This is a genomic window from Agrobacterium tumefaciens, assembly GCF_009649785.1.
Taxonomy (GTDB): domain Bacteria; phylum Pseudomonadota; class Alphaproteobacteria; order Rhizobiales; family Rhizobiaceae; genus Agrobacterium; species Agrobacterium tumefaciens.
On record NZ_WJOK01000002.1, the window covers coordinates 348,886 to 368,616 of the forward strand.

Annotated in this window: 19 protein-coding genes and 1 tRNA gene; 13 read left to right on the plus strand and 7 right to left on the minus strand. The window is 60.2% G+C overall.

All coding sequences use genetic code 11. From position 1 onward, the window contains the following. The 4 genes from GH784_RS03625 (at position 1) to GH784_RS03640 (ending at position 4,565) form a co-directional block, all read left to right on the plus strand. A complete protein-coding gene (locus GH784_RS03625) occupies positions 1–1,209 on the plus strand; it encodes an acetyl-CoA C-acetyltransferase (protein ID WP_065703794.1) in 1,209 nt (402 codons plus the stop codon). 186 nt (positions 1,210–1,395) lie between these two features. Beyond that, positions 1,396–3,612, plus strand: coding sequence for a 3-hydroxyacyl-CoA dehydrogenase NAD-binding domain-containing protein (locus GH784_RS03630; RefSeq protein ID WP_111790155.1), 2,217 nt, complete (start codon positions 1,396–1,398; stop codon positions 3,610–3,612). A gap of 169 nt (positions 3,613–3,781) precedes the next feature. After that, positions 3,782–4,204: a hypothetical protein gene (locus GH784_RS03635; RefSeq protein ID WP_065703798.1), complete on the plus strand. Its 423-nt coding sequence runs from the start codon at positions 3,782–3,784 to the stop codon at positions 4,202–4,204. Positions 4,205–4,489: 285 nt separating this feature from the next. Beyond that, positions 4,490–4,565 (plus strand) — tRNA-Phe (locus GH784_RS03640). A gap of 246 nt (positions 4,566–4,811) precedes the next feature. On the opposite strand, the gene mnhG is transcribed toward GH784_RS03640, so the two are convergent. From mnhG to GH784_RS03675, 7 genes are all read right to left on the minus strand, one after another. After that, positions 4,812–5,156 (minus strand): monovalent cation/H(+) antiporter subunit G, encoded by a 345-nt coding sequence (gene mnhG, locus GH784_RS03645; protein ID WP_025592428.1) that lies wholly within the window; start codon positions 5,154–5,156, stop codon positions 4,812–4,814. Then, positions 5,153–5,434: a K+/H+ antiporter subunit F gene (locus tag GH784_RS03650; RefSeq protein WP_003514989.1), complete on the minus strand. Its 282-nt coding sequence runs from the start codon at positions 5,432–5,434 to the stop codon at positions 5,153–5,155. The genes mnhG and GH784_RS03650 overlap by 4 nt, the downstream gene beginning before the upstream one ends. Beyond that, positions 5,431–5,919, minus strand: a complete 489-nt coding sequence (locus GH784_RS03655; RefSeq protein ID WP_003514990.1) for a Na+/H+ antiporter subunit E — start codon at positions 5,917–5,919, stop codon at positions 5,431–5,433. Before GH784_RS03655 ends, GH784_RS03650 begins: the two co-directional genes overlap by 4 nt. Further along, positions 5,916–7,562, minus strand: coding sequence for a monovalent cation/H+ antiporter subunit D (locus GH784_RS03660; RefSeq protein ID WP_194842943.1), 1,647 nt, complete (start codon positions 7,560–7,562; stop codon positions 5,916–5,918). Before GH784_RS03660 ends, GH784_RS03655 begins: the two co-directional genes overlap by 4 nt. Next, positions 7,559–7,894, minus strand: a complete 336-nt coding sequence (locus GH784_RS03665) for a Na+/H+ antiporter subunit C (protein ID WP_003514993.1) — start codon at positions 7,892–7,894, stop codon at positions 7,559–7,561. The genes GH784_RS03660 and GH784_RS03665 overlap by 4 nt, the downstream gene beginning before the upstream one ends. Then, positions 7,894–10,812: a monovalent cation/H+ antiporter subunit A gene (locus GH784_RS03670; RefSeq protein WP_065658358.1), complete on the minus strand. Its 2,919-nt coding sequence runs from the start codon at positions 10,810–10,812 to the stop codon at positions 7,894–7,896. The genes GH784_RS03665 and GH784_RS03670 overlap by 1 nt, the downstream gene beginning before the upstream one ends. A 106-nt stretch (positions 10,813–10,918) precedes the next feature. Continuing rightward, on the minus strand, positions 10,919–11,296 hold the full coding sequence (locus GH784_RS03675) for a hypothetical protein (protein ID WP_065703800.1): 378 nt from the start codon (positions 11,294–11,296) through the stop codon (positions 10,919–10,921). A 504-nt stretch (positions 11,297–11,800) separates the two neighbouring features. On the opposite strand from GH784_RS03675, the gene GH784_RS03680 reads away from it, so the two are divergent. The 9 genes from GH784_RS03680 to cheT are packed head-to-tail and all read left to right on the plus strand — an operon-like array spanning position 11,801 to position 19,656. After that, positions 11,801–13,408: a globin-coupled sensor protein gene (locus GH784_RS03680; protein WP_083211597.1), complete on the plus strand. Its 1,608-nt coding sequence runs from the start codon at positions 11,801–11,803 to the stop codon at positions 13,406–13,408. Then, a complete protein-coding gene (locus tag GH784_RS03685; RefSeq protein ID WP_013635450.1) occupies positions 13,408–13,707 on the plus strand; it encodes an STAS domain-containing protein in 300 nt (99 codons plus the stop codon). The genes GH784_RS03680 and GH784_RS03685 overlap by 1 nt, the downstream gene beginning before the upstream one ends. Further along, the gene (gene cheY1, locus GH784_RS03690; protein ID WP_003493773.1) at positions 13,704–14,069 is read left to right on the plus strand and encodes a chemotaxis response regulator CheY1; all 366 of its coding nucleotides are present in this window, start codon (positions 13,704–13,706) and stop codon (positions 14,067–14,069) included. The genes GH784_RS03685 and cheY1 overlap by 4 nt, the downstream gene beginning before the upstream one ends. Positions 14,070–14,085: 16 nt before the next feature. Next, a complete protein-coding gene (locus GH784_RS03695; RefSeq protein WP_065703804.1) occupies positions 14,086–16,353 on the plus strand; it encodes a chemotaxis protein CheA in 2,268 nt (755 codons plus the stop codon). 13 nt (positions 16,354–16,366) lie between these two features. Further along, positions 16,367–17,275 (plus strand): protein-glutamate O-methyltransferase CheR, encoded by a 909-nt coding sequence (gene cheR / locus GH784_RS03700; RefSeq protein ID WP_019564320.1) that lies wholly within the window; start codon positions 16,367–16,369, stop codon positions 17,273–17,275. After that, positions 17,272–18,327, plus strand: coding sequence for a protein-glutamate O-methylesterase CheB (gene cheB, locus GH784_RS03705; RefSeq protein WP_013635453.1), 1,056 nt, complete (start codon positions 17,272–17,274; stop codon positions 18,325–18,327). The genes cheR and cheB overlap by 4 nt, the downstream gene beginning before the upstream one ends. Beyond that, positions 18,327–18,716, plus strand: coding sequence for a chemotaxis response regulator CheY2 (gene cheY2 / locus GH784_RS03710; RefSeq protein ID WP_003515008.1), 390 nt, complete (start codon positions 18,327–18,329; stop codon positions 18,714–18,716). The genes cheB and cheY2 overlap by 1 nt, the downstream gene beginning before the upstream one ends. Then, positions 18,713–19,258, plus strand: coding sequence for a chemoreceptor glutamine deamidase CheD (cheD, locus tag GH784_RS03715; RefSeq protein ID WP_003515010.1), 546 nt, complete (start codon positions 18,713–18,715; stop codon positions 19,256–19,258). The genes cheY2 and cheD overlap by 4 nt, the downstream gene beginning before the upstream one ends. A 14-nt stretch (positions 19,259–19,272) precedes the next feature. Then, positions 19,273–19,656, plus strand: a complete 384-nt coding sequence (gene cheT, locus GH784_RS03720) for a chemotaxis protein CheT (RefSeq protein ID WP_003515012.1) — start codon at positions 19,273–19,275, stop codon at positions 19,654–19,656. Positions 19,657–19,731 lie beyond the last annotated feature (75 nt).

Consider the following 19,731-nt stretch of genomic DNA (forward strand, 5'->3'; position numbering starts at 1 on the left):
ATGACCGACGTTTACATTTATGACCATGTCCGCACCCCGCGCGGACGCGGCAAGAAGGATGGCAGCCTGCATGAGGTGCCCTCCGTTCGCCTTGCCGCCAAGACGCTGGAAGCCATCCGCGACCGCAACGGGCTCGATACGTCTGCTGTCGATGACATCATCATGGGCTGTGTCGATCCCGTCATGGATGCCGGTGCAGTCATCCCGAAAGCCGCCGCCTTCGAGGCCGGTTATTCCAACAAGGCACCGGGAATGCAGATTTCGCGCTTCTGCGCTTCAGGTCTCGATGCCATCAACTTCGCGGCCGGCAAGGTCAAGGCAGGCTCCGACGATATCGTCATAGCCGGCGGCGTGGAAAGCATGTCGCGCGTCGGCATGGGCATGTCTGGTGGCGCCTGGTACATGGACCCTTCGGTCAACTTCCCCGCCTTCTTCATGCCGCAGGGCGTGTCGGCAGATCTCATCGCCACCAAATACGGTTTTTCCCGTGACGATGTCGACGCCTATGCTGTCGAAAGCCAGAAGCGCGCCGCGCATGCCTGGGAAAAGGGCTATTTCAGCAAGTCCGTTATCCCCGTGAAGGACCGCAACGGCCTGACGATCCTCGACCGCGACGAACATATGCGCCCCGGTACGGACATGCAGGCGCTGGCTTCCCTCAACCCATCCTTCCAGATGCCGGGTGAAATGGGCGGCTTCGAAGCCGTTGGCATCATGGCGCACCCGGAAGTGGAGCGTATCAACTACGTGCACCATGCGGGCAATTCGTCCGGTATCGTCGATGGCGCGGCCGCCGTTCTGGTTGGTTCCAAGGCGGGCGGCGAGGCTATGGGCATGAAACCGCGTGCCCGCATCAGGGCTTTCGCCAATATCGGTTCCGATCCGGCGCTGATGCTGACCGGCCCGGTGGATGTGACCGAGAAGCTTCTGAAAAAGACCGGGATGTCGCTTGCCGATATCGATCTTTTCGAACTCAACGAGGCCTTCGCCGCCGTCGTGCTGCGTTACATGCAGGCTTTCGACATCAGCCACGAAAGGATGAACGTCAATGGCGGCGCAATCGCCATGGGCCATCCGCTGGGTGCGACAGGAGCGATGATCCTCGGCACGGTGCTTGACGAGTTGGAGCGGCGCGATCTGAACACCGCGCTCGTCACGCTCTGCATCGGCGCGGGCATGGGAACAGCGACCGTTATCGAGCGGGTTTGAGTTACGGAGGGCTAACCCCAGGCTCCTCACCCTGTGCTCGTCACAGGGATTCCAGCAGCGCCGCGTCTGCGGCGCGCGAGAGTCTTCCAGCCCAAAGACTTGGGCTGACTGGGTTCCTGTGACAGGCACGGGAATGAGGGATCGGGAAGTTCGGCGAAACGAAATTCAGGGAAGAGGAATCCCAAAATGAGCACTTATACCAATTTCACCATCGAGACGGACGCAGACGGCATTGCCCTTATCACCTGGGACATGCCGGAGAAGTCCATGAATGTCTTCACTTCCGAGGTGATGGACGAACTGAACGCCATCGTTGACGCAACTGTCGCCGACGCTGGCGTCAAGGGTGCTGTCTTCACCTCCGGCAAGAGCACGTTTTCCGGCGGTGCCGATCTTTCGATGATCAAGTCGATGTTCTCCTTCTACAATGACGAGAAGGCGAAGGACCCGGATCAGGCAGCCGCCAAGCTGTTCGAACTGGTCGGCCGCATGACCGGCTTGTTCCGCAAGCTGGAGACCAACGGCAAGCCCTGGGTCTCAGCCATCAACGGCACCTGCATGGGCGGCGCTTTCGAGCTGTCGCTTGCCTGCCACGGTCGCGTCGCGTCGAATGCCAAGAGCCTCAAGATAGCCCTTCCTGAAGTCAAGGTCGGCATCTTCCCTGGTGCCGGCGGCACCCAGCGCGTGCCGCGCCTGACCGATGCGCAATCCGCCTTGCAGATGATGACCACCGGTCAGTCGCTGACCGGTGCGCGCGCCAAGGCCATGGGGCTGGTTCATCAGGTGGTGGATCCGGATCAGCTCATTTCCGCTGCCAAGCAAATGATCAAGGACGGCCTGAAGCCGGTTGCCCCCTGGGATGAAAAAGGCTTCAAGGCCCCCGGCGGCGGCATCTGGACGCCGGCCGCTGCCCAGCTCTGGCCGGCCGCTCCGGCGATCCTGCGCCGTGAAAGCGCCGGCAACTATCCGGCAGCACTTGCTATCCTGAAATGCGTCTATGAGGGTCTGCAATTGCCGTTCGATACGGCGTTGAAGGTGGAGCAGCGTTATTTCACCGAAATCCTTCGCTCGAAGGAAGCCTTCGGCATGATCCGCTCGCTGTTCGTTTCCATGCAGGAACTGGGCAAGGGCGCGCGCCGCCCGGCCGGTCAGCCGAAGACGGAGTTCAGAAAGGTCGGCGTCGTCGGCGCGGGCTTCATGGGCGCCGCCGTTGCTTATGTCACTGCCGCAGCCGGTATCCCCGTCACGCTGGTGGACCGCGATCAGGAAGCCGCCGACAAGGGCAAGGGCCATTGCGAGGAAAGCGTCAAGGCCGCCATTGGCAAGGGCAGGCTGACGCAGGATGAAGGCAAAACCTTGCTCGACCTCGTAACCCCGACAGCGGATTACGCGGCGCTCTCCGACGCCGATCTCGTCATCGAGGCCGTCTTCGAAGACCGCGACGTGAAAAAGGCCGTCATCGAGGCCGTGGAAGCCGTGTTGCCGCAAGGCGCAATTTTCGCCTCCAACACCTCCACCTTGCCGATCACCGGGCTTGCGAAGAACTCCAAGCGCCCGGTGGATTTCATCGGCATCCACTTCTTCTCGCCGGTCGAGAAGATGATGCTGACGGAAGTCATCCTCGGCAAGGAAACGGGCGATAAGGCGCTGGCCGTCGCGCTGGATTATGTGGCCAAGATCAGGAAGACGCCGATTGTCGTCAACGATACGCGCGGCTTCTTCGTCAATCGTTGCGTGCTGCGTTACATGGCGGAAAGCTACGACATGCTGATCGAGGGTGTGCCGCCCGCCATGATCGAGAATGCCGCGAAATTCGCCGGCATGCCGGTCGGCCCGCTGGCGCTGAACGACGAAGTGGCAATCGATCTTTCCTACAAGATCCTGAAAGCAACGGTTGCCGATCTCGGTGAAAAGGCTGTCGATCCGCGCCATATGGAACTGGTGAAGAAGCTGGTGGAAGGCGAGGGCCGTTTTGGCCGCAAGAACGCCAAGGGCTTTTACGACTACCCGCCAAAGCCTGCCAAGAAGTCCCTCTGGCCCGGCCTGAAGGATCTCTATCCTCAGCAGAAGCCGGAGGATGTGGATATGGAAGTGCTGAAACAGCGCTTTCTGGTCACCGTGGCGCTGGAAGCCGCCCGCACCGTGGAAGAAGGCATCGTCACCGACCCGCGTGAGGCCGATGTCGGCTCCATCCTCGGTTTCGGCTTTGCGCCCTACACCGGCGGCGCCCTCTCCTATATCGACGGCATGGGCGTGAAGACCTTCGTGGCGCTGGCCGAGAAGCTGAGCGAGACCTATGGCCCACGCTTCAAGCCGACGCCGCTTCTGAAGGACATGGCGGCCAAGGGCGAGACCTTCTACGGTCGCTTCGATCCCTATGGCAGCACCGCGAAAGCGGCATAAGCCTTCAAGACACACCAATGAACAGGCCCTTCGGGGCCTGTTTTTTTATCGGCCTATCGTGCCGATACCGTCGCTTTATGTGCATCCTTTGCCCGGCTGGGGCGTTGAGAAGGCGTGAACGGGCGATGCGCGCCCGGTGCCGCAATTCAGGACACTTCAGGAGACTGCAATGAAGACATCGCTGCGATCCCATGGTTTCGACAAACCATCGGACCTTGACGACCACTTGGCTGAACTTGATGAAGAAGCTGCGGAGAAAGAGGCAGAGAAGCCCACTGTCCAAGAGGCGCGTGCTTCCGCTACGGTGGACCAGTCGATACGCGCGGAACTGGACGAACTCCGCAAACAGTTGGAAAAGCTGCGCCGCGATGTGAAAAAGCTGGAATCGGCGTCCCATCCAACCCGCCACAAACCCGCAGATCTCAGGCACGAGAAAGACCACGAGAATTCGCGCCTGATGATGGTTGTGCGCTCCGTTGCCGTTACCTCGCTTGCCAGCCGCATCTTCGCGTCCTCACCCGTCATGGCGGCTCTGGTGGCTGTGGTGCCTTTTGCGCTTGGACTTGCCGCACGGCGCAGGGAAGGGGCATAATTGCCCCAAGCCGCCCAACCGCCGCTCGCCCGGATCAGCAGCGCCTGAACCCGCCACCTGACTGATGTCGATCAGGTCTGGCGGATTGCCGATAGCGCGTTTCCAGCCACGATAAGGCCTTCACAGCGCACGTATTCCAGCCATCCACAGGCGCCGTGAAAAAACTGTCAAAAAACTTCGCTAGGGCGCTTGCCATGTCCGAACAAGATGTTATAACCCCGCTCACTTTCGGGGCACCAAACGGCCCCGCCCGCCAAAAGCGGAGGTTCTTCAAGGACCTGAAGTGCCCGGATAGCTCAGTTGGTAGAGCAGCGGATTGAAAATCCGCGTGTCGGTGGTTCAAATCCGCCTCCGGGCACCATTCTTCTTAATTTCATTTTCTCCTGAATTGAATGCGTGTTGCCTCCTCCGCGCTGGCGAGATTAGATTGCTTCCGTTGTCATCAGTTTTTTAGCGCGGACGATGTAACTCGATGCGTTACGTCTGCCTACTTGTCCAACAATCGGAAAGCCGCCCGCAAGTGGATCATCGGATAAGACCCGTCGCAGGAGAGTTTCCTTGACCTTCAGGAAGGTAATTCACGCAAAACTTGTCTGAGTCCGCGGTGCTAAAGATGCTCCCGATTATCCGAGTTCTGCTCCGCCCGGTCCCGATAAAGCGCGGCACGCCCCAGCAGCATCAGCGACACTGGCGTCGTCACCGTCACGAAGATGCCTATGAAGATCTCGTGGAAGGCGAAGCGGTCGCCGGAGACGGAGAAGTAGATGATGGAGGCCATGACGATGCCGCCGGTGCCCCAGCTGGTGCCGAGCGTCGGTGCGTGCAGGCGCTCGTAGAAGCTGTTGAGCTTGGCAAAGCCGATGGTGCCGATCAGCGTCAGCGAGGCGCCCAGAAGGACGAAGAACGCCACCAGAATGGCGGCCCAGAGCGGAAATTCTGCGGCATTGTTCATTCAATCACCTCGCCACGCATCATGAATTTGGAAAGGGCAACGGTGGAGACGAAGCCGAGGATCGCAATGAGCAACGAGGCCTCGAAATAGATGTCGTTGCCGGTGCGCAGGCCGAAGGTCAAGAGAAGCAGCATGGCGTTGACATAGAGCGTGTCGACGCCGAGCACCCGGTCCTGGGCGCGTGGGCCGATGGCGATGCGGTAAACGGAAATCGTCATGGCAATGGCGAGCATCAGCTGCGCGAGCGAAAAGGACCAGAAAAGGATAATCGAACTCATTCGAATATCTCCATCAAAAGTTTTTCATATCGGTTCTTGATGAGGCTTATCCAGGCCGCCTCATCCTCATCGTCGAGAACATGAAGCAGAAGCGTGCCCTGGCTGGAATTATATTCGAGCCAGGCGCTTCCCGGTGTCGAGGTGAGGATTGTCGCCAGAACGGCCAATCCCATCGGATCGCGAATATCGAGCGGCACCGCGAGGAAACCGGATTTGCGATCTCTCTCGCGCTGGAACAGAATGATCTTCACGACGGAAATATTGGACAGGACGATGTCGTAAAGCACGATCGCGATCAGCTTGACGAGCTTGTGCCAGTTGCGGATGCGCGGTTTTGCCGGCCGGAGCGACGCCATAGCCCAGGAGGCGATGAGGGCCACACCGGTGCCTAGCAGCAGATGTCCGGCTGAAAAGCTGTTGATCGTCATCCAGAAGATGATCAGCGACACCGTCAGCAGCGGGTAGGGCAGGACACGGCTTATCATGGCTGCGCCTCCGGATTGGTTCCCGCTCTTGGGGCGGAAATGACGCCCTGAATGTAGCTGGCCGGCAGATCGAGAATACGCGCCGTCTCCTGCATGTAACGCATCACCGGCCCCGCTTGCACGGTCATGGCGAGTGTCAGTCCCAGCAGCAGCATGATGGGCGCTATTTCGATGACGAGAACACGCGGTACTGTGCCTTCGAGGGAGGCCCAGAAGGTGCGGATGCCCGCGCGGGTCATCGAGATCAGCGAGGCGAAACCTGCAAAGACAATCAGGAAGACCAGCCACCAGGAAAGGGTGGAGACGCTGTCATTGGCCCCCAGCCCTGGAGGGTTGAGAATGGCGGTCAGCATGGAGAATTTGGCGATGAAGCCCGAGAGCGGCGGCAGACCGGCGAGGAGAATGCCGCAGGCTGCAAAACACGCCCCGAGCACCGCCATGGTGCCGGGCATGGTTACGCCGACTTCTTCTTCCTCTTCCTCCTCTTCGCCCTCGCCATAGGCTTCCATGGTTACGGCAAGAACGTTCGCGCCGGCATCCTGCCCGCGTTCCACCAGTTCGATCAGCATGAAGAAAGCGCTGATGGTGAGTGTGGAACTGACGAGATAATAGAGCGCGCCGGCTGCAACAGTGGGATTGCCGGTGCCCATGGCGGCGAGAAGCGTTCCCGAGGACACCAGAACCGAAAACCCGGCCAGCCGCCCAAGCGCCTGCGAGGCGAGAACGCCGATGGCGCCGAAGATGATGGTGGCGATGCCGCCGACAAGCAGGGCATCATGGCCAAAACCGGCCGATTCCCCGGCCGTCTGCCCGAAAAGCAGGAAGGACAGGCGGGCAATGACGTAGATGCCGACCTTGCTCATGATAGCAAACAGCCCGCCGACAGGTGCTGAAGCCGAGCCATAGGCGGAAGGCAGCCAGAAATTCAGCGGCCACATGCCAGCCTTGACCAGGAACGCGATGCCGAGAACCGCAGCGCCGGTTTCAAGCAGCATGCGCTGGTCCGGGTTGAGGCCGTCGATGCGGTGGGCAAGGTCACCCATGTTCAGCGTGCCGGTGACGCCGTAGATGAGGCTGACGCCGATCAGGAAGAACAATGCGGCGACGAGGTTGATGGCGATGTAATGCAGCCCGGCCTTGACGCGCTGCTGACCGGAGCCATGCAACAGCAAACCATAGGATGCCGCGAGCATAACCTCGAAGAAAACGAAGAGGTTGAAGAGGTCACCGGTCAGGAAAGCACCGTTGACGCCCATCAGCATCATCTGGAACAGCGAATGGAAATGCGCGCCTGCCTTATGCCATTTCGCCAGCGAATAGATCAGCGAGGGAATGGCAAGCAGTGCCGTCAAAAGCACCATTAGCCCGGAGAGGCGATCGGCAACGAGCACGATGCCGAAGGGCGCCGGCCAGTTGCCGAGCAGATAGACCCCGCTCGAAACCACCGCCGCAATCTCGGTATTGACCGTCGAGTTCACCTCGCGAAACAGCAGGATGGCGACAACAAGCAATATCACGGTCGAGGCAAGGCTGATGGCTGCCTTCGCCACCCGCTGGCGCTCGTCGAAGAACAACAGGAGGGCTGCGGTGATCAGCGGCACCAGAATGGGCGCGATGACGATGTGGAAGGGGAACGACATCATTTCGATTCCCTCCCGTCCACATGGTCGGTGCCGGTAAGCCCACGGGCGGCCAAAAGCACGACGAGGAACAGCGCAGTCGTCGCAAAGCCGATGACGATTGCCGTCAACACCAGCGCCTGCGGCACGGGGTCGGCAAGCGTGGAACTGTCGACGCCGTTCACCAGCACCGGCGGCGCATTGGTCTTGATGCCGCCGACGCCGAAGATGAACAGGTTGACGGCATAGGACAGCAGCGAAAGCCCGACGATGACCTGATAAGTGCGTGGGCGCAGGATCAGCCAGACGCCGGAGCCGGTCATGATGCCGATGCCGATTGAAAGAATGAGTTCCATTACACGTCCTCCGCTTTTGCGGCTTCAGGCGTGCGAACGCGGTAGTTACGCAACGATTGGTGTGCCAGTGCTATAAGAATAAGAACGGTGGAGCCGACGACCAGCGAGAAGACGCCGAGGTCGAACAGCAAGGCGGATGCTGTCGGCATTTTGCCGATATAGGGTATCTCCGTGTACTGGAAATAAGAGGTCAGGAACGGATAGCCGAAGTACCATGACCCCATGCCGGTTGCCGCCGCCATCAGAAGGCCGAAGCCCATCCAGCGCAGCGGCAGGATGCGGATGCGATCCTCCGCCCAGCGCGCGCCGCCGGCGAGATATTGCAGCAGGAACGCGATTGCCATGGTGATGCCGGCCGCAAAGCCGCCGCCGGGCAGATCGTGGCCGCGTATGAACAGGAAGATCGAAAAGGTGACGATAACCGGGAACATCCATTGCATGACGATGGACGGTACATAGAGATAGTCGCGCACCGTATCGCCCTTGCTGCGGTCGGGCCGCTCCGCATCGAAGGCGTTTTGCATCTGCTGCTGTTCCGGCACCCCGATGCTTTCATGCGCAGGGCGGAAACGGCGAAGCAGCGCAAAGACCGTCAGCGCCACGATCGCCAGCACCGCGATTTCGCCGAATGTATCGAAACCGCGGAAATCGACGAGGATGACGTTGACGACATTGGTGCCGCCGCCTTCCGAATAAGCGCGTTCCAGGAAATAGGTCGCGATGGCGTTCGGCACGGGCAGGGTCATGACCGCATAGGCGATGACGGACATGCCAATGCCGCTTGCTGCGGCCAGCAGGAAGTCACGGGCGCGGCGAAGCTGCGCCGGCAATTCATCGCTGCTGTCCACCTTCTCGAAGCGTTTCGGCAGCCATCTGAGACCGAGCAGGATCAGAACGGTGGTCACGATTTCGACCAGCAACTGGGTGATCGCGAGATCGGGTGCAGAAAGCCAGACGAATGTGAGGCAGGTGACAAGGCCGGAGACGCCGAGCATGATGAGTGCGGCGAGACGATGATATTTCGCCTGCCAGGCGGCACCCAGCGCGGCGATCATGCCGATCAGCCACAGAATGGCAAAGATCGGATCGAAGGACGTCACGCGCGGCAGCGACAATGAAAATTCCGAGAGGAAAAGCGGCGAGAAACCGGCAAGAATCGCCACGAGGATCAGAAGCCTCAGCTGCGGCTGCAGGCGCCGGGTGCCGAGCGTGCTTTCCAGCCACCGCGCCCACTTCCAGGACACGGTGACGAGAATGCGCTCGAAGATGCGCTGTCCCCGAAGATGCCGGAAGATCGGCGGGCCGTCGTCGCAGCGGGAGAAATAGCCGCCGAGCAGGGCATAGATGGCAACGCCGCCGCCGAGTGCCGCAATACTCATGATGAGCGGCAGGTTGAAACCGTGCCAGATCGACAGGCTGTAGACGGGCGTTTGCGGACCGAGAACGGAAAGCACAGCCGAATGCAGGAACGGGCCGATCGACAGGCTCGGAACGATGCCGACGATCAGGCAGGCGAAAACCAGGAACTCGATCGGGAAACGCATCCAGCGCGGCGGCTCATGCGGATTGGGGTTCGGCAGGTCAACCGGCTTGGGGCCGAAGAAGACCGTGTGGATGAAGCGTAGCGAGTAGGCGACGGCGAAGGCGCCTGACAACGTCGCGACGTATGGCAAAGCCCGGTCCAGCAGCGAGTCCGCGTGGGTTTCGACGGCCTCGGCAAAGAACATTTCCTTGGAGAGGAAGCCGTTGAACAGGGGTACGCCGGCCATTGCAGCGCTCGCCGCCATGGCGAGCGTCGCGGTTGCCGGCATATAGGTGTAAAGCCCGCTCAGCCGCCGCATGTCGCGCGTGCCGGTTTCATGGTCGATGATGCCGGCCGCCATGAACAGCGATGCCTTGAAGGTGGCGTGGTTGACCATGTGGAAGATCGCCGCAACCGCCGCAAGCGGGCTGCCCAGGCTCAAAAGCGTGGTAATGAGCCCCAGATGGCTGATGGTGGAATAGGCGAGCAAGCCTTTCAGGTCCTGCTGGAACATGGCGAAATAGGCGCCGAGCAGCAGGGTGATGACGCCTGCAGCACCCACCAGCCAGAACCATTCCGGCGTGCCTGCCAGCACCGGCCAGAACCGCGCCAGCAGGAAAACCCCGGCCTTCACCATGGTGGCCGAGTGCAGATAGGCGGAAACGGGCGTGGGCGCCGCCATGGCATTGGGCAGCCAGAAATGAAACGGAAACTGTGCGCTTTTCGTCAGCGCGCCGCCAAGGATGAGAATAAGTGCGGGCAGATAAAGGGAATGGGCGCGGATATCGGCACCGGCCGCGATGATCTTGTCCAGATCGTAGCTTCCCGCCATGTGGCCGAGTATCAGAAGCCCGGCGAGCAGGCTGAAGCCGCCGATGCCGGTCACGGTCAGCGCCATGCGGGCGCCATCGCGCGCGCCGGCATTCTGGTGCCAGTAGCCGATCAGCAGGAACGAGAAGATGCTGGTCATTTCCCAGAAGATCGACAGCAAAATGACGTTGCCGGACAGCACTATGCCGAGCATCGAGCCCATGAAGGCGAGCAGAAAGGCAAAAAACCGTGGAATAGGGTCCTGGGCCGACATGTAATATCGGGCGTAGAGAACCACGAGCAGGCCGATGCCGGTAATGAGGATCGCGAAAATCCAGGCGAAGCCATCCAGCCGCAGGGTAAAATTAAGCCCCAGCTGTGGCAGCCATTCCACATCGTATTTCAGCACGCCACCGCCACTGACATTTGGATAAAGAAGGATGCTGCCGACGAGGCCGAAGAGGGCTACGGCGCTTGCTACGTAGGCCGCGCTTGCGGCCGCGCCTTCGCGCGGCATGAAGGCCGTTATGAGAGCGCCGACGAACGGCAATGCGATAATAAATGGTAGAACGGTTGCAAGTGTCATATGCGGCGGCGGTTTTCTCTCTGGAATTGGAGCCTACGGCGGGTTTCCGACGACTCCGATCCCTCAAGGTTCGCAAGGAACCGAATGATGAGGACCGCCGGAATGACTAAGAGATAATATGCGGAGGTGCTCTTGGAACCACGTTCGCAAAGTCTCGGAAAGTTTGTGGCGCGATGGCAACAGGCGTGACGGCCGGTTTGGCGTCAGCCACGATCCGCAGGATGGTCGAGGGAAAACCGACGGGGCGAAGCCCCGGAGCACCGTTGTGAGCCTTGCAGCCGTGATCGTCGCCGGTGGTGCAGTCCTTATCGCGAAGCGAGGGGGAGTGGCTTAGGTCAGCCGTCTGCAATCGTTCCAGACGGCTGATCTTTGAGATTGCCTTGATGCCGGATGGCGCCTGAAAGCCGATGATGACGAGCAGGCTCGCAACCACAAGACCGATCAACACTTGCGGATGGCGCCTTGAACAGCGGCATTTCTCCATCCGTAACAAGTTGGCGTCTCCTTGATCGTAAAGGTCTCTCTAAAGCATCACCGCTGAGCGAATATCCCGTTGATTTGTTTTAGGGGAAGGCGGACACGCTTGTCCAGCGCACAGGCTGGAAAAACCGCCCGTCGCGTCCGATTCCTTTTCGTTTTTGCCCGTTTGCGGCAAAGTAGGGGCGACAATGGCTAAAAGCTTTTACAAATTTTACCGTTTGACGCCGGTGCTGATGTTTCTTAACTTTCAAGCAAGGAATTAACCATAAAGATTGATGGTATTTCCACGGCGGAATGGGGTTATCTCCCCTTCCAGGCATGACGCCGCACTGCCGTACCGGGCCCGATCCGGTATTTCGTTTCTTGGTTCAAGAAGGTCAGGCAAGCGTCGATGCCGCATCGTCCGCGATGGGTATGTTCGTTCAAAAATCCCCCTTAAGGGTGCTGGCGTTCTGAACCTTGCCATTTGGCCGGGTTTTACCGGCCGTCATATTATTGGGGTCGTCGGTTGGGGCAGGACTTGCCATCAGAACAAGCGCGGAGATCGGCAGGCGCAAGCCTGGCGGGGCGGTTGCGCTTTGCCGGCCTCGACGAGACGCAATCCGATTTCCTGCGCAATTATCGCAGCATGCTGGAGCCTTACGTTAAGGCTGGCCTGCGCGATGTGATGAACCGTTTCCAGTCCATGCCGGACTGTTCGCCGTCTTTCGAAAGCGAAAACCAGCTCGACCGCCTGCACGATTTGCAATCCTCGCACTGGAGCGTGCTGACCGATGCGCGTTTCGATGGGCTTTATGCCGAGCGGGTGAAAGTGCTTTCCGACAATGCCGGTCGCATGGGTCTCGATCCTCGCTGGCAGATCGCCAGCCATGCCGTCGTTCTGGAACATCTTCTGGGCGGTCTGGTGACTGAGCACGCGCCGCGCTCCATCCTGCCCGGCAACCGTAAAAAGAGCCGCGAACTGGCGGAAGCCGTCAAGAACGTCGTCCGTCTGGTGATGGTCGATACCGAGATTGCCGTATCGTTGCGCTTCAATGAATTGCGCCTGCGCCATGGCCGGGAACTGGCAGAACAGCGTGACAATGACCGCTCTGAAGCTGCAAGGTTGCTGGGCGAAGCGTTGACGGCATTTGCCGCAGGCGATTTGCAGGCCCGCATCGGCGGCGACGTGCCCGACGCCTACCGCGACGTTGCTGCCACTTTCAATGCGGCACTCGAGACGATTGGCGCGTCACTGACATCGGCGCAAAACAGCATCGGTGAAGCCGAGGCGCTGAGCGCGCGGTTTGCCGACATTGGCCGTTCCATGGCGGAGCGCTCCCGCCAGCAGGCCGCAGCCCTTGCCGACACCTCCCGTGCGATCCAGACGATGATCGGGGATGTGGCCGAAAACGGCGCCCGCATTTCGGCGGCGGAGACGGCGGTTTCCCATGCCCGTGAGGCGGCGGTCGAAAGCGGCAAGGCAATCGGTGAGGCGATAAACGCCATGTCGGATATCGAGCAATCCGCCGAGCAGATCGGACGGATCATCGGCACGATTGACGAGATCGCTTTCCAGACGAACCTTCTCGCCCTCAACGCCGGCATCGAGGCAGCACGCGCCGGTGACAGCGGACGCGGTTTTGCCGTTGTCGCGCAGGAGGTCCGGGCATTGGCCCAGCGTTCCGCAGACGCTGCAAGAGAGATCAAAAGCCTCGTTGGCTCCACGAAAAAGCAGGTCGAAGGCGGCGTGCACATGGTCAACCGCACGCAGGACGCAATCGGCGGTGTTGTCCGGCAGGTATCCGGCATCAACGACATGATCACCGAGGTCTCCCGGCACGCGGCAGAGCACGCCGGCGAATTGCAATCAGTCGCTGCCGACATCGGTGAACAGCAAAGACAGGCTGACCGGAACCTTGCCGATATGGGCAATGGCTCCTCGGAGGCCGATACGCTTCACACTGTCATTCTGGAACTCGGCCGCACCATTCGCGAATTCCGCATTGCCCGTCAGGGACAGGCGGCAGCTGTCGCCGCTACGGCTCGGCAGGACACATCATTTGTGGCCCGTGCGGATAACCGCACGGATTACGGCCAGGATTACCAACAATTCAGACGCCAAGGAGTCATGTAATGGCAGCCAGAAAAGCAGCTGAGGCGACGCTGAAACTGTCACCGGTGCTGGATCTCAACGAGGCATCGGCGCTGCACGGCAAGCTGATGACGCTGAGAGGAGCACCTTTGTCGGTGGATGCGTCCGAGGTGGAACGTATCGGTGCGCTTTGCGCCCAGGTCCTGATGGCCGGTGCGAAGTCCTGGGAAGAGGACGGCAAGCCGTTCGGTTTTGCCAGAGTGTCCGATGCATTCGACAAGACCATGAAACTGATAGGCGTCGAAATCGATCATTTGCTCCTGAAGGAGATCAAGAAGTGAAGAAAAAAGTTCTTACCGTGGATGATTCCAGAACGATCAGGAACATGCTCCTGGTCACGCTCAACAATGCCGGTTTCGAGACAATTCAGGCCGAAGACGGCATTGAGGGTCTCGAAGTGCTGGAGCAGAGCAACCCCGACGTTATCGTGACCGATATCAACATGCCCCGTCTTGACGGTTTCGGCTTCATCGAGGGTGTGCGTCGCAACGAGAAGTACCGGGCCATACCGATCCTCGTTCTGACGACCGAAAGCGACGCAGAGAAGAAGAACCGCGCCCGTCAGGCCGGTGCGACCGGCTGGATCGTCAAGCCGTTCGATCCTGCGAAGCTCATCGATGCCATTGAACGCGTAACTGCCTGATACGGGACATTTCACGATGGATATGAACGAAATCAAGGAAATCTTTTTCCAGGAATGCGAGGAACAACTCGCGGAACTGGAATCGGGGCTTCTTAAATTGAATGACGGTGACCGTGATCCGGAAACCGTCAACGCCGTTTTCCGTGCCGTTCATTCCATCAAGGGCGGGGCGGGTGCCTTCGGTCTGGATGATCTCGTGGCCTTCGCCCACGTTTTTGAAACGACCCTCGACTGCGTTCGCTCCAACAAGCTGGAACCGACACAGGACGTCCTGAAAGTCATGCTGCGTTCCGCCGACGTGCTGGCGGACCTGACCAATGCGGCAAGAGACGGCGGCAGCGTCGACGAAAGCCGCACCCGTGGCCTCGTCAAGGAACTGGAAGCCCTGGCCAACGGCGAAACCGTCCACGCATCCGCGCCGGTGGCAGCGCCGGTTGTCGCAAAGATGCCGGAACCCGTCGCGCCCAAGCCGACGGACGATAGCGGTTTCGAGCCGATCCCGTTCTCCTTCTCGGACTTTGCCGATGAAACGACGCCGTTGATGGAGATGCCGTCTTTCCAGATAACCTTCAAGCCGCACGCATCGCTTTATTCGAAAGGCAATGAAGCAGCCCTTCTCCTGCGCGATCTCTCGCGCATCGGTGAGATGAGCGTCAATTGCGACCTGTCGGAACTCCCCTCGCTCGACAAGCTCGATCCAGAAGCGTCCTATTTCTCCTGGACGGTTTCGATCTCGACCGACAAGGGTGAAGAGGGTATCCGCAGCGTCTTCGAATTCGCCGAATGGGATTGCGATCTCGAAATCACCCCGATTCTCTCGGAAACCGCTGCGGATGCGGAAGAGCTGCCGATGATCCCGGTTCCGTTCGACCTGTCGGCTCTCGACGGTGATGCGGAAGGGGAAACGGCCGTTGTGACCGCCGGGGCGGAAGAGCCCTACGTTGCCGCAGTCGTCGAGGCTGCCGTCGCAACGACGCAGATCGCCCAGAGCGTCAACGCCGCCATCGAAAAGCGTGAGGCTGCGGCAGCGCCGGCCGCAGCGCAGGCGAATGCCAATGCCGCGGCCAATGCAAGCGCCGGCCAGACCATCCGTGTCGATCTCGACCGTGTTGACCGCCTGATCAACCTCGTCGGCGAGCTTGTCATCAATCAGGCGATGCTGTCGCAGAGCGTCATCGAAAACGATGCGAGTGGCACGTCTGCCGTCAACATGGGTCTCGACGAACTCCAGCAATTGACGCGCGAAATCCAGGACAGCGTCATGGCGATCCGTGCGCAGCCGGTGAAGCCTGTCTTCCAGCGCATGTCGCGTATCGTTCGCGAAGTTGCCGACATGATCGGCAAGCAGATCCGCCTCGTTACCGAAGGCGAGAACACGGAAGTCGACAAGACGGTCATCGACAAGCTGGCCGAACCCCTGACGCACATGATCCGCAATGCGGTGGACCACGGGATCGAAACGCCGGAAAAACGCGAAGCCGCTGGCAAGAACCCGGAAGGCACCATCAAGCTTTCGGCCAAGCACCGGTCGGGCCGCATCCTGATCGAGCTTCAGGACGATGGCGCGGGCATCAACCGCGAGCGTGTTCGCCAGAAGGCGATCGACAATGATCTCATTGCCGCCGATGCGAACCTCACCGATGAGGAGATCGACAATCTGATCTTCGCGCCGGGCTTCTCTACCGCGGACAAGATTTCCGACATTTCCGGCCGTGGCGTCGGCATGGATGTGGTCAAGCGTTCCATTCAGGCGCTTGGCGGCCGTATCAACATCTCCTCGCGCCCCGGTCTTGGCTCGACCTTCACCATGAGCCTGCCGCTGACGCTTGCCGTTCTCGACGGCATGGTGGTAACCGTGGCCGGGCAGACGCTTGTCGTTCCGTTGACGGCGATCGTGGAAACCCTGCAGCCGGAAGCGAAGAACATTCACTCCTTCGGCGCCAACCAGCGGCTGATTTCCATCCGCAACTCTTTCTGCCCGCTGGTCGATGTCGGACGCGTTCTGAACTTCCGTCCGACCCAGGCCGATCCTGTGGAAGGTGTGGCGCTTCTGGTGGAATCGGAAGGCGGCGGCCAGCGCGCCCTGATGGTCGATGCGATCCAGGGACAGCGCCAGGTCGTCATCAAGTCTTTGGAAGCCAACTATACCCATGTTCCAGGCATTGCCGCCGCCACCATTCTGGGTGACGGACGCGTTGCGCTCATTCTGGATGTCGACGCCATCGTCAGCGCTTCGCGCGGGCAGCCACTGAAACAGGAAATGTCACTCGCGGCGACGGGTTGAAGGCGGATATCCAATGGCAGCACTTAATCTCAGCGATCAGCGACAGTCTCCCGATGACGTTCTTGCCAGCGGCGAATATCCGCTGACGAGACGCGATTTGTCGGAGATCGCTGCGATGATCTACGCGGATGCGGGCATCTATCTCAACGACACCAAGGCGTCGCTGGTCTATTCGCGCTTGTCCAAGCATATCCGCAATCTCGGACTGGCCGGGTTTCGGGAATATTGCGCACTGGTGTCATCGCCCGATGGAGCGGCTGCACGCCGCGAAATGCTGTCGCACCTGACGACGAATTTCACGCGCTTCTTCCGCGAGAACCACCATTTCGAACACCTGCGCGACGAGGTCCTGCCGGGCCTCATTGCAAGGGCAAAGACTGGCGGGCGCGTCCGCATCTGGTCGGCCGCCTGCTCAGACGGGCAGGAGCCCTATTCGATTGCGCTCACCGTGCTCGCCATGTTTCCCAATGCGGCGGACTACGATTTCAAGATCCTGGCGACGGACATCGATCCGAAGATCCTGGCGCAGGCCCGTGCCGGTGTTTACGACGACAACGCGCTCGAAACCGTGTCTCCCGCCATGCGCAAGCAATGGTTCACGGAAGTTGATGCTGGCGGTCGCCGCAAGTTCCGCATCGATGACAAGGTCAAGCGCCTCATCACCTTCAATGAACTGAACCTGATGACGCAATGGCCCTTCAAGGGCAATTTCGACGTCATCTTCTGCCGCAACGTCGTCATCTATTTCGACGAGCCGACCCAGATGCGTATCTGGACGCGTTTTGCAGGCCTGCTGCCGGAAGGCGGTCATCTTTACATCGGCCATTCCGAAAGAGTGTCCGGCGACGCCAAGAACCTGTTCGACAATACCGGCATCACCACCTACCGCTACATTGGTCACACGTCCGGGAGGAAGGCATGAGCGCACTCGCACGGGTCCTCGTCGTCGATGATTCCCCCACCATGCGTGGCCTGATTTCCGCCGTCCTCAAGGCCGATCCGGAGGTTGAGGTGGTTGGGCAGGCCGGCAATGCCATGGAAGCGCGCGCCGCCATCAAGCAGCTCAATCCCGATGTCGTGACGCTCGACATCGAGATGCCGGAAATGAACGGCCTCGAGTTTCTCGAAAAGATCATGCGACTGCGGCCGATGCCGGTCATCATGGTCTCGTCCCTGACGCACCGCGGCGCGGATGCCTCGCTCGCCGCGCTTGAAATCGGTGCTTTCGACTGTGTCGGCAAGCCGGCTCCAGGCGATGCGCGCCCCTTCGGCGACTTGGCCGACAAGGTGAAGGCCGCCGCACGGTCGCAACACGCAGCTTACCGCGCGGCGCGCCCGGAACCCGTTGTCGCAGCCCAGCCGACCCCGGTCAGCGATTATCGTGCCGGCCGCAAAGTCGTCGCCATCGGCTCCTCCACCGGCGGTGTCGAGGCACTGATTGCCGTGCTCCAGAAGTTTCCGGCCAATTGTCCGCCGACGGTCATCACCCAGCACATGCCGCCGACTTTCACCAAGAGTTTCGCGGAACGGCTGAACCGCATCTGCGCACCCGTCGTGGAAGAGGCGACGGATGGCGCGCGCCTGCAGACCGGCAAGATCTACCTTGCGCCGGGCGGTGAACGCCATTTGCAGATTTCCAATCGCAACGCGCCGTGCTGCCGGCTTATCGAGCGCGATCCCGTCAACGGCCATCGCCCTTCAGTTGATGTGCTGTTCGATTCGGTCGCCGAGCTTGCCGGACGCAACGCCGTCGGCGTCATTCTCACCGGCATGGGCCGGGATGGCGCGGCCGGGCTGCTGAAAATGCGGCATGCCGGTGCGCGAACCGTCGGCCAGAACGAAAAAACATGTGTCGTCTACGGCATGCCCAGAGTGGCCTTTGAACTTGGCGCCGTTGAACTGCAATTGCCGCTGGCCTCAATCGGCGAAGAAATCCTGAAACTAACCACTGCCCGCAAAGAAGGTGCTGACTAATGTCTCTCGCAGAAAAGATCAAAGTTCTGATCGTCGACGATCAGGTGACCAGCCGGCTGCTGCTCAGCGATGCGCTGACACAGCTCGGCTTCAAGCAGATCACTGCCGCTGGCGACGGCGAGCAGGGATTGAAGATCATGGAGCAGCAGCCCCATCATCTCGTTATCTCCGACTTCAACATGCCCAAGATGGACGGTCTCGGTTTCCTGCACGCCGTGCGGGCCAACCCGACCCTCAAAAAGGCGGCCTTCATCATCCTCACCGCACAGGGCGACCGTGCGCTGGTGCAGAAGGCAGCGCAGCTCGGCGCAAACAACGTGCTGGCCAAGCCCTTCACCATCGACAAGATGCGCGCAGCCATCGAAGCGGTTTTCGGATCGCTGAAATGATTGAAGCTGCGGCCAAGCGCGTACATATCATTCAGGGCGAGTACAAGGTTGTCAGCGATCCCGACGTGGTCATGACGACGATACTCGGTTCGTGCGTGGCCGCCTGTCTGAGAGACCCCGTTGCCGGCATTGGAGGAATGAACCACTTCCTGCTGCCGGGAACGGGCAACGTGACCGGTGGGGATGCGACGCGTTATGGCGTGCATCTTATGGAACTGCTGATCAACGGTCTTCTGAAGAAGGGCGCACGCCGCGACCGGCTGGAGGCGAAGGTTTTCGGCGGCGCAAAAACGATTGCCAGCTTCTCCAATGTCGGTGAGCAGAACGCCATCTTTGCCATGCAGTTTCTGAAGGATGAAGGCATACCGGTCATCAGCTCCTCCACGGGCGGGGATCATGGCCGCAAGATCGAGTTCTGGCCGGTTTCGGGCCGTGCACGACAGCATCCGCTGAGCGGCGCGGAAACCCAGAAGACGGTCGCCATGGAAACGCGTCCGGTGCCGGCACCCAAGCCCGTCGCCAACGACATCGAATTTTTTTAGTCACGGAGTTTCCAATGCAGATTGCAAACAACACCGGCACCACTCCGTTCGAAGAAGCCTTGCCCGACGTTCTGATGCGCGTGGTATCGGAACTGCACGATGTCGCCTATCTGATCGAGCGCATCGAGCCGCAACTGCTGGAAGCGACAAGCGGCGAATTGTCCAGCGATGGCGTCAAGCTCTTGCAGGGCATCGACCTTGCCGTCCAGAAAACCCGCGGCCTTGCCGAGTTCATCGATACCGTCACCGGCTCTATTCCCGGTGATTGGATCGTGGATGTCTCGACCGCGCTCAGCCTCGTCAAGCTGGCCGAAATGCAAAAGGCGCTGGGCGCAGCCATCCGCCACGGCCATTCGCAGCCGCTGGACAAGGTCGCCGGAGACTTCGATCTGTTCTAGACAGCATTTATCTGGCGGTTCCCTTCGTTTCGCGGATTGCGGATAAAGGCAACGCTCGCGCAAGCTTCGCACCCT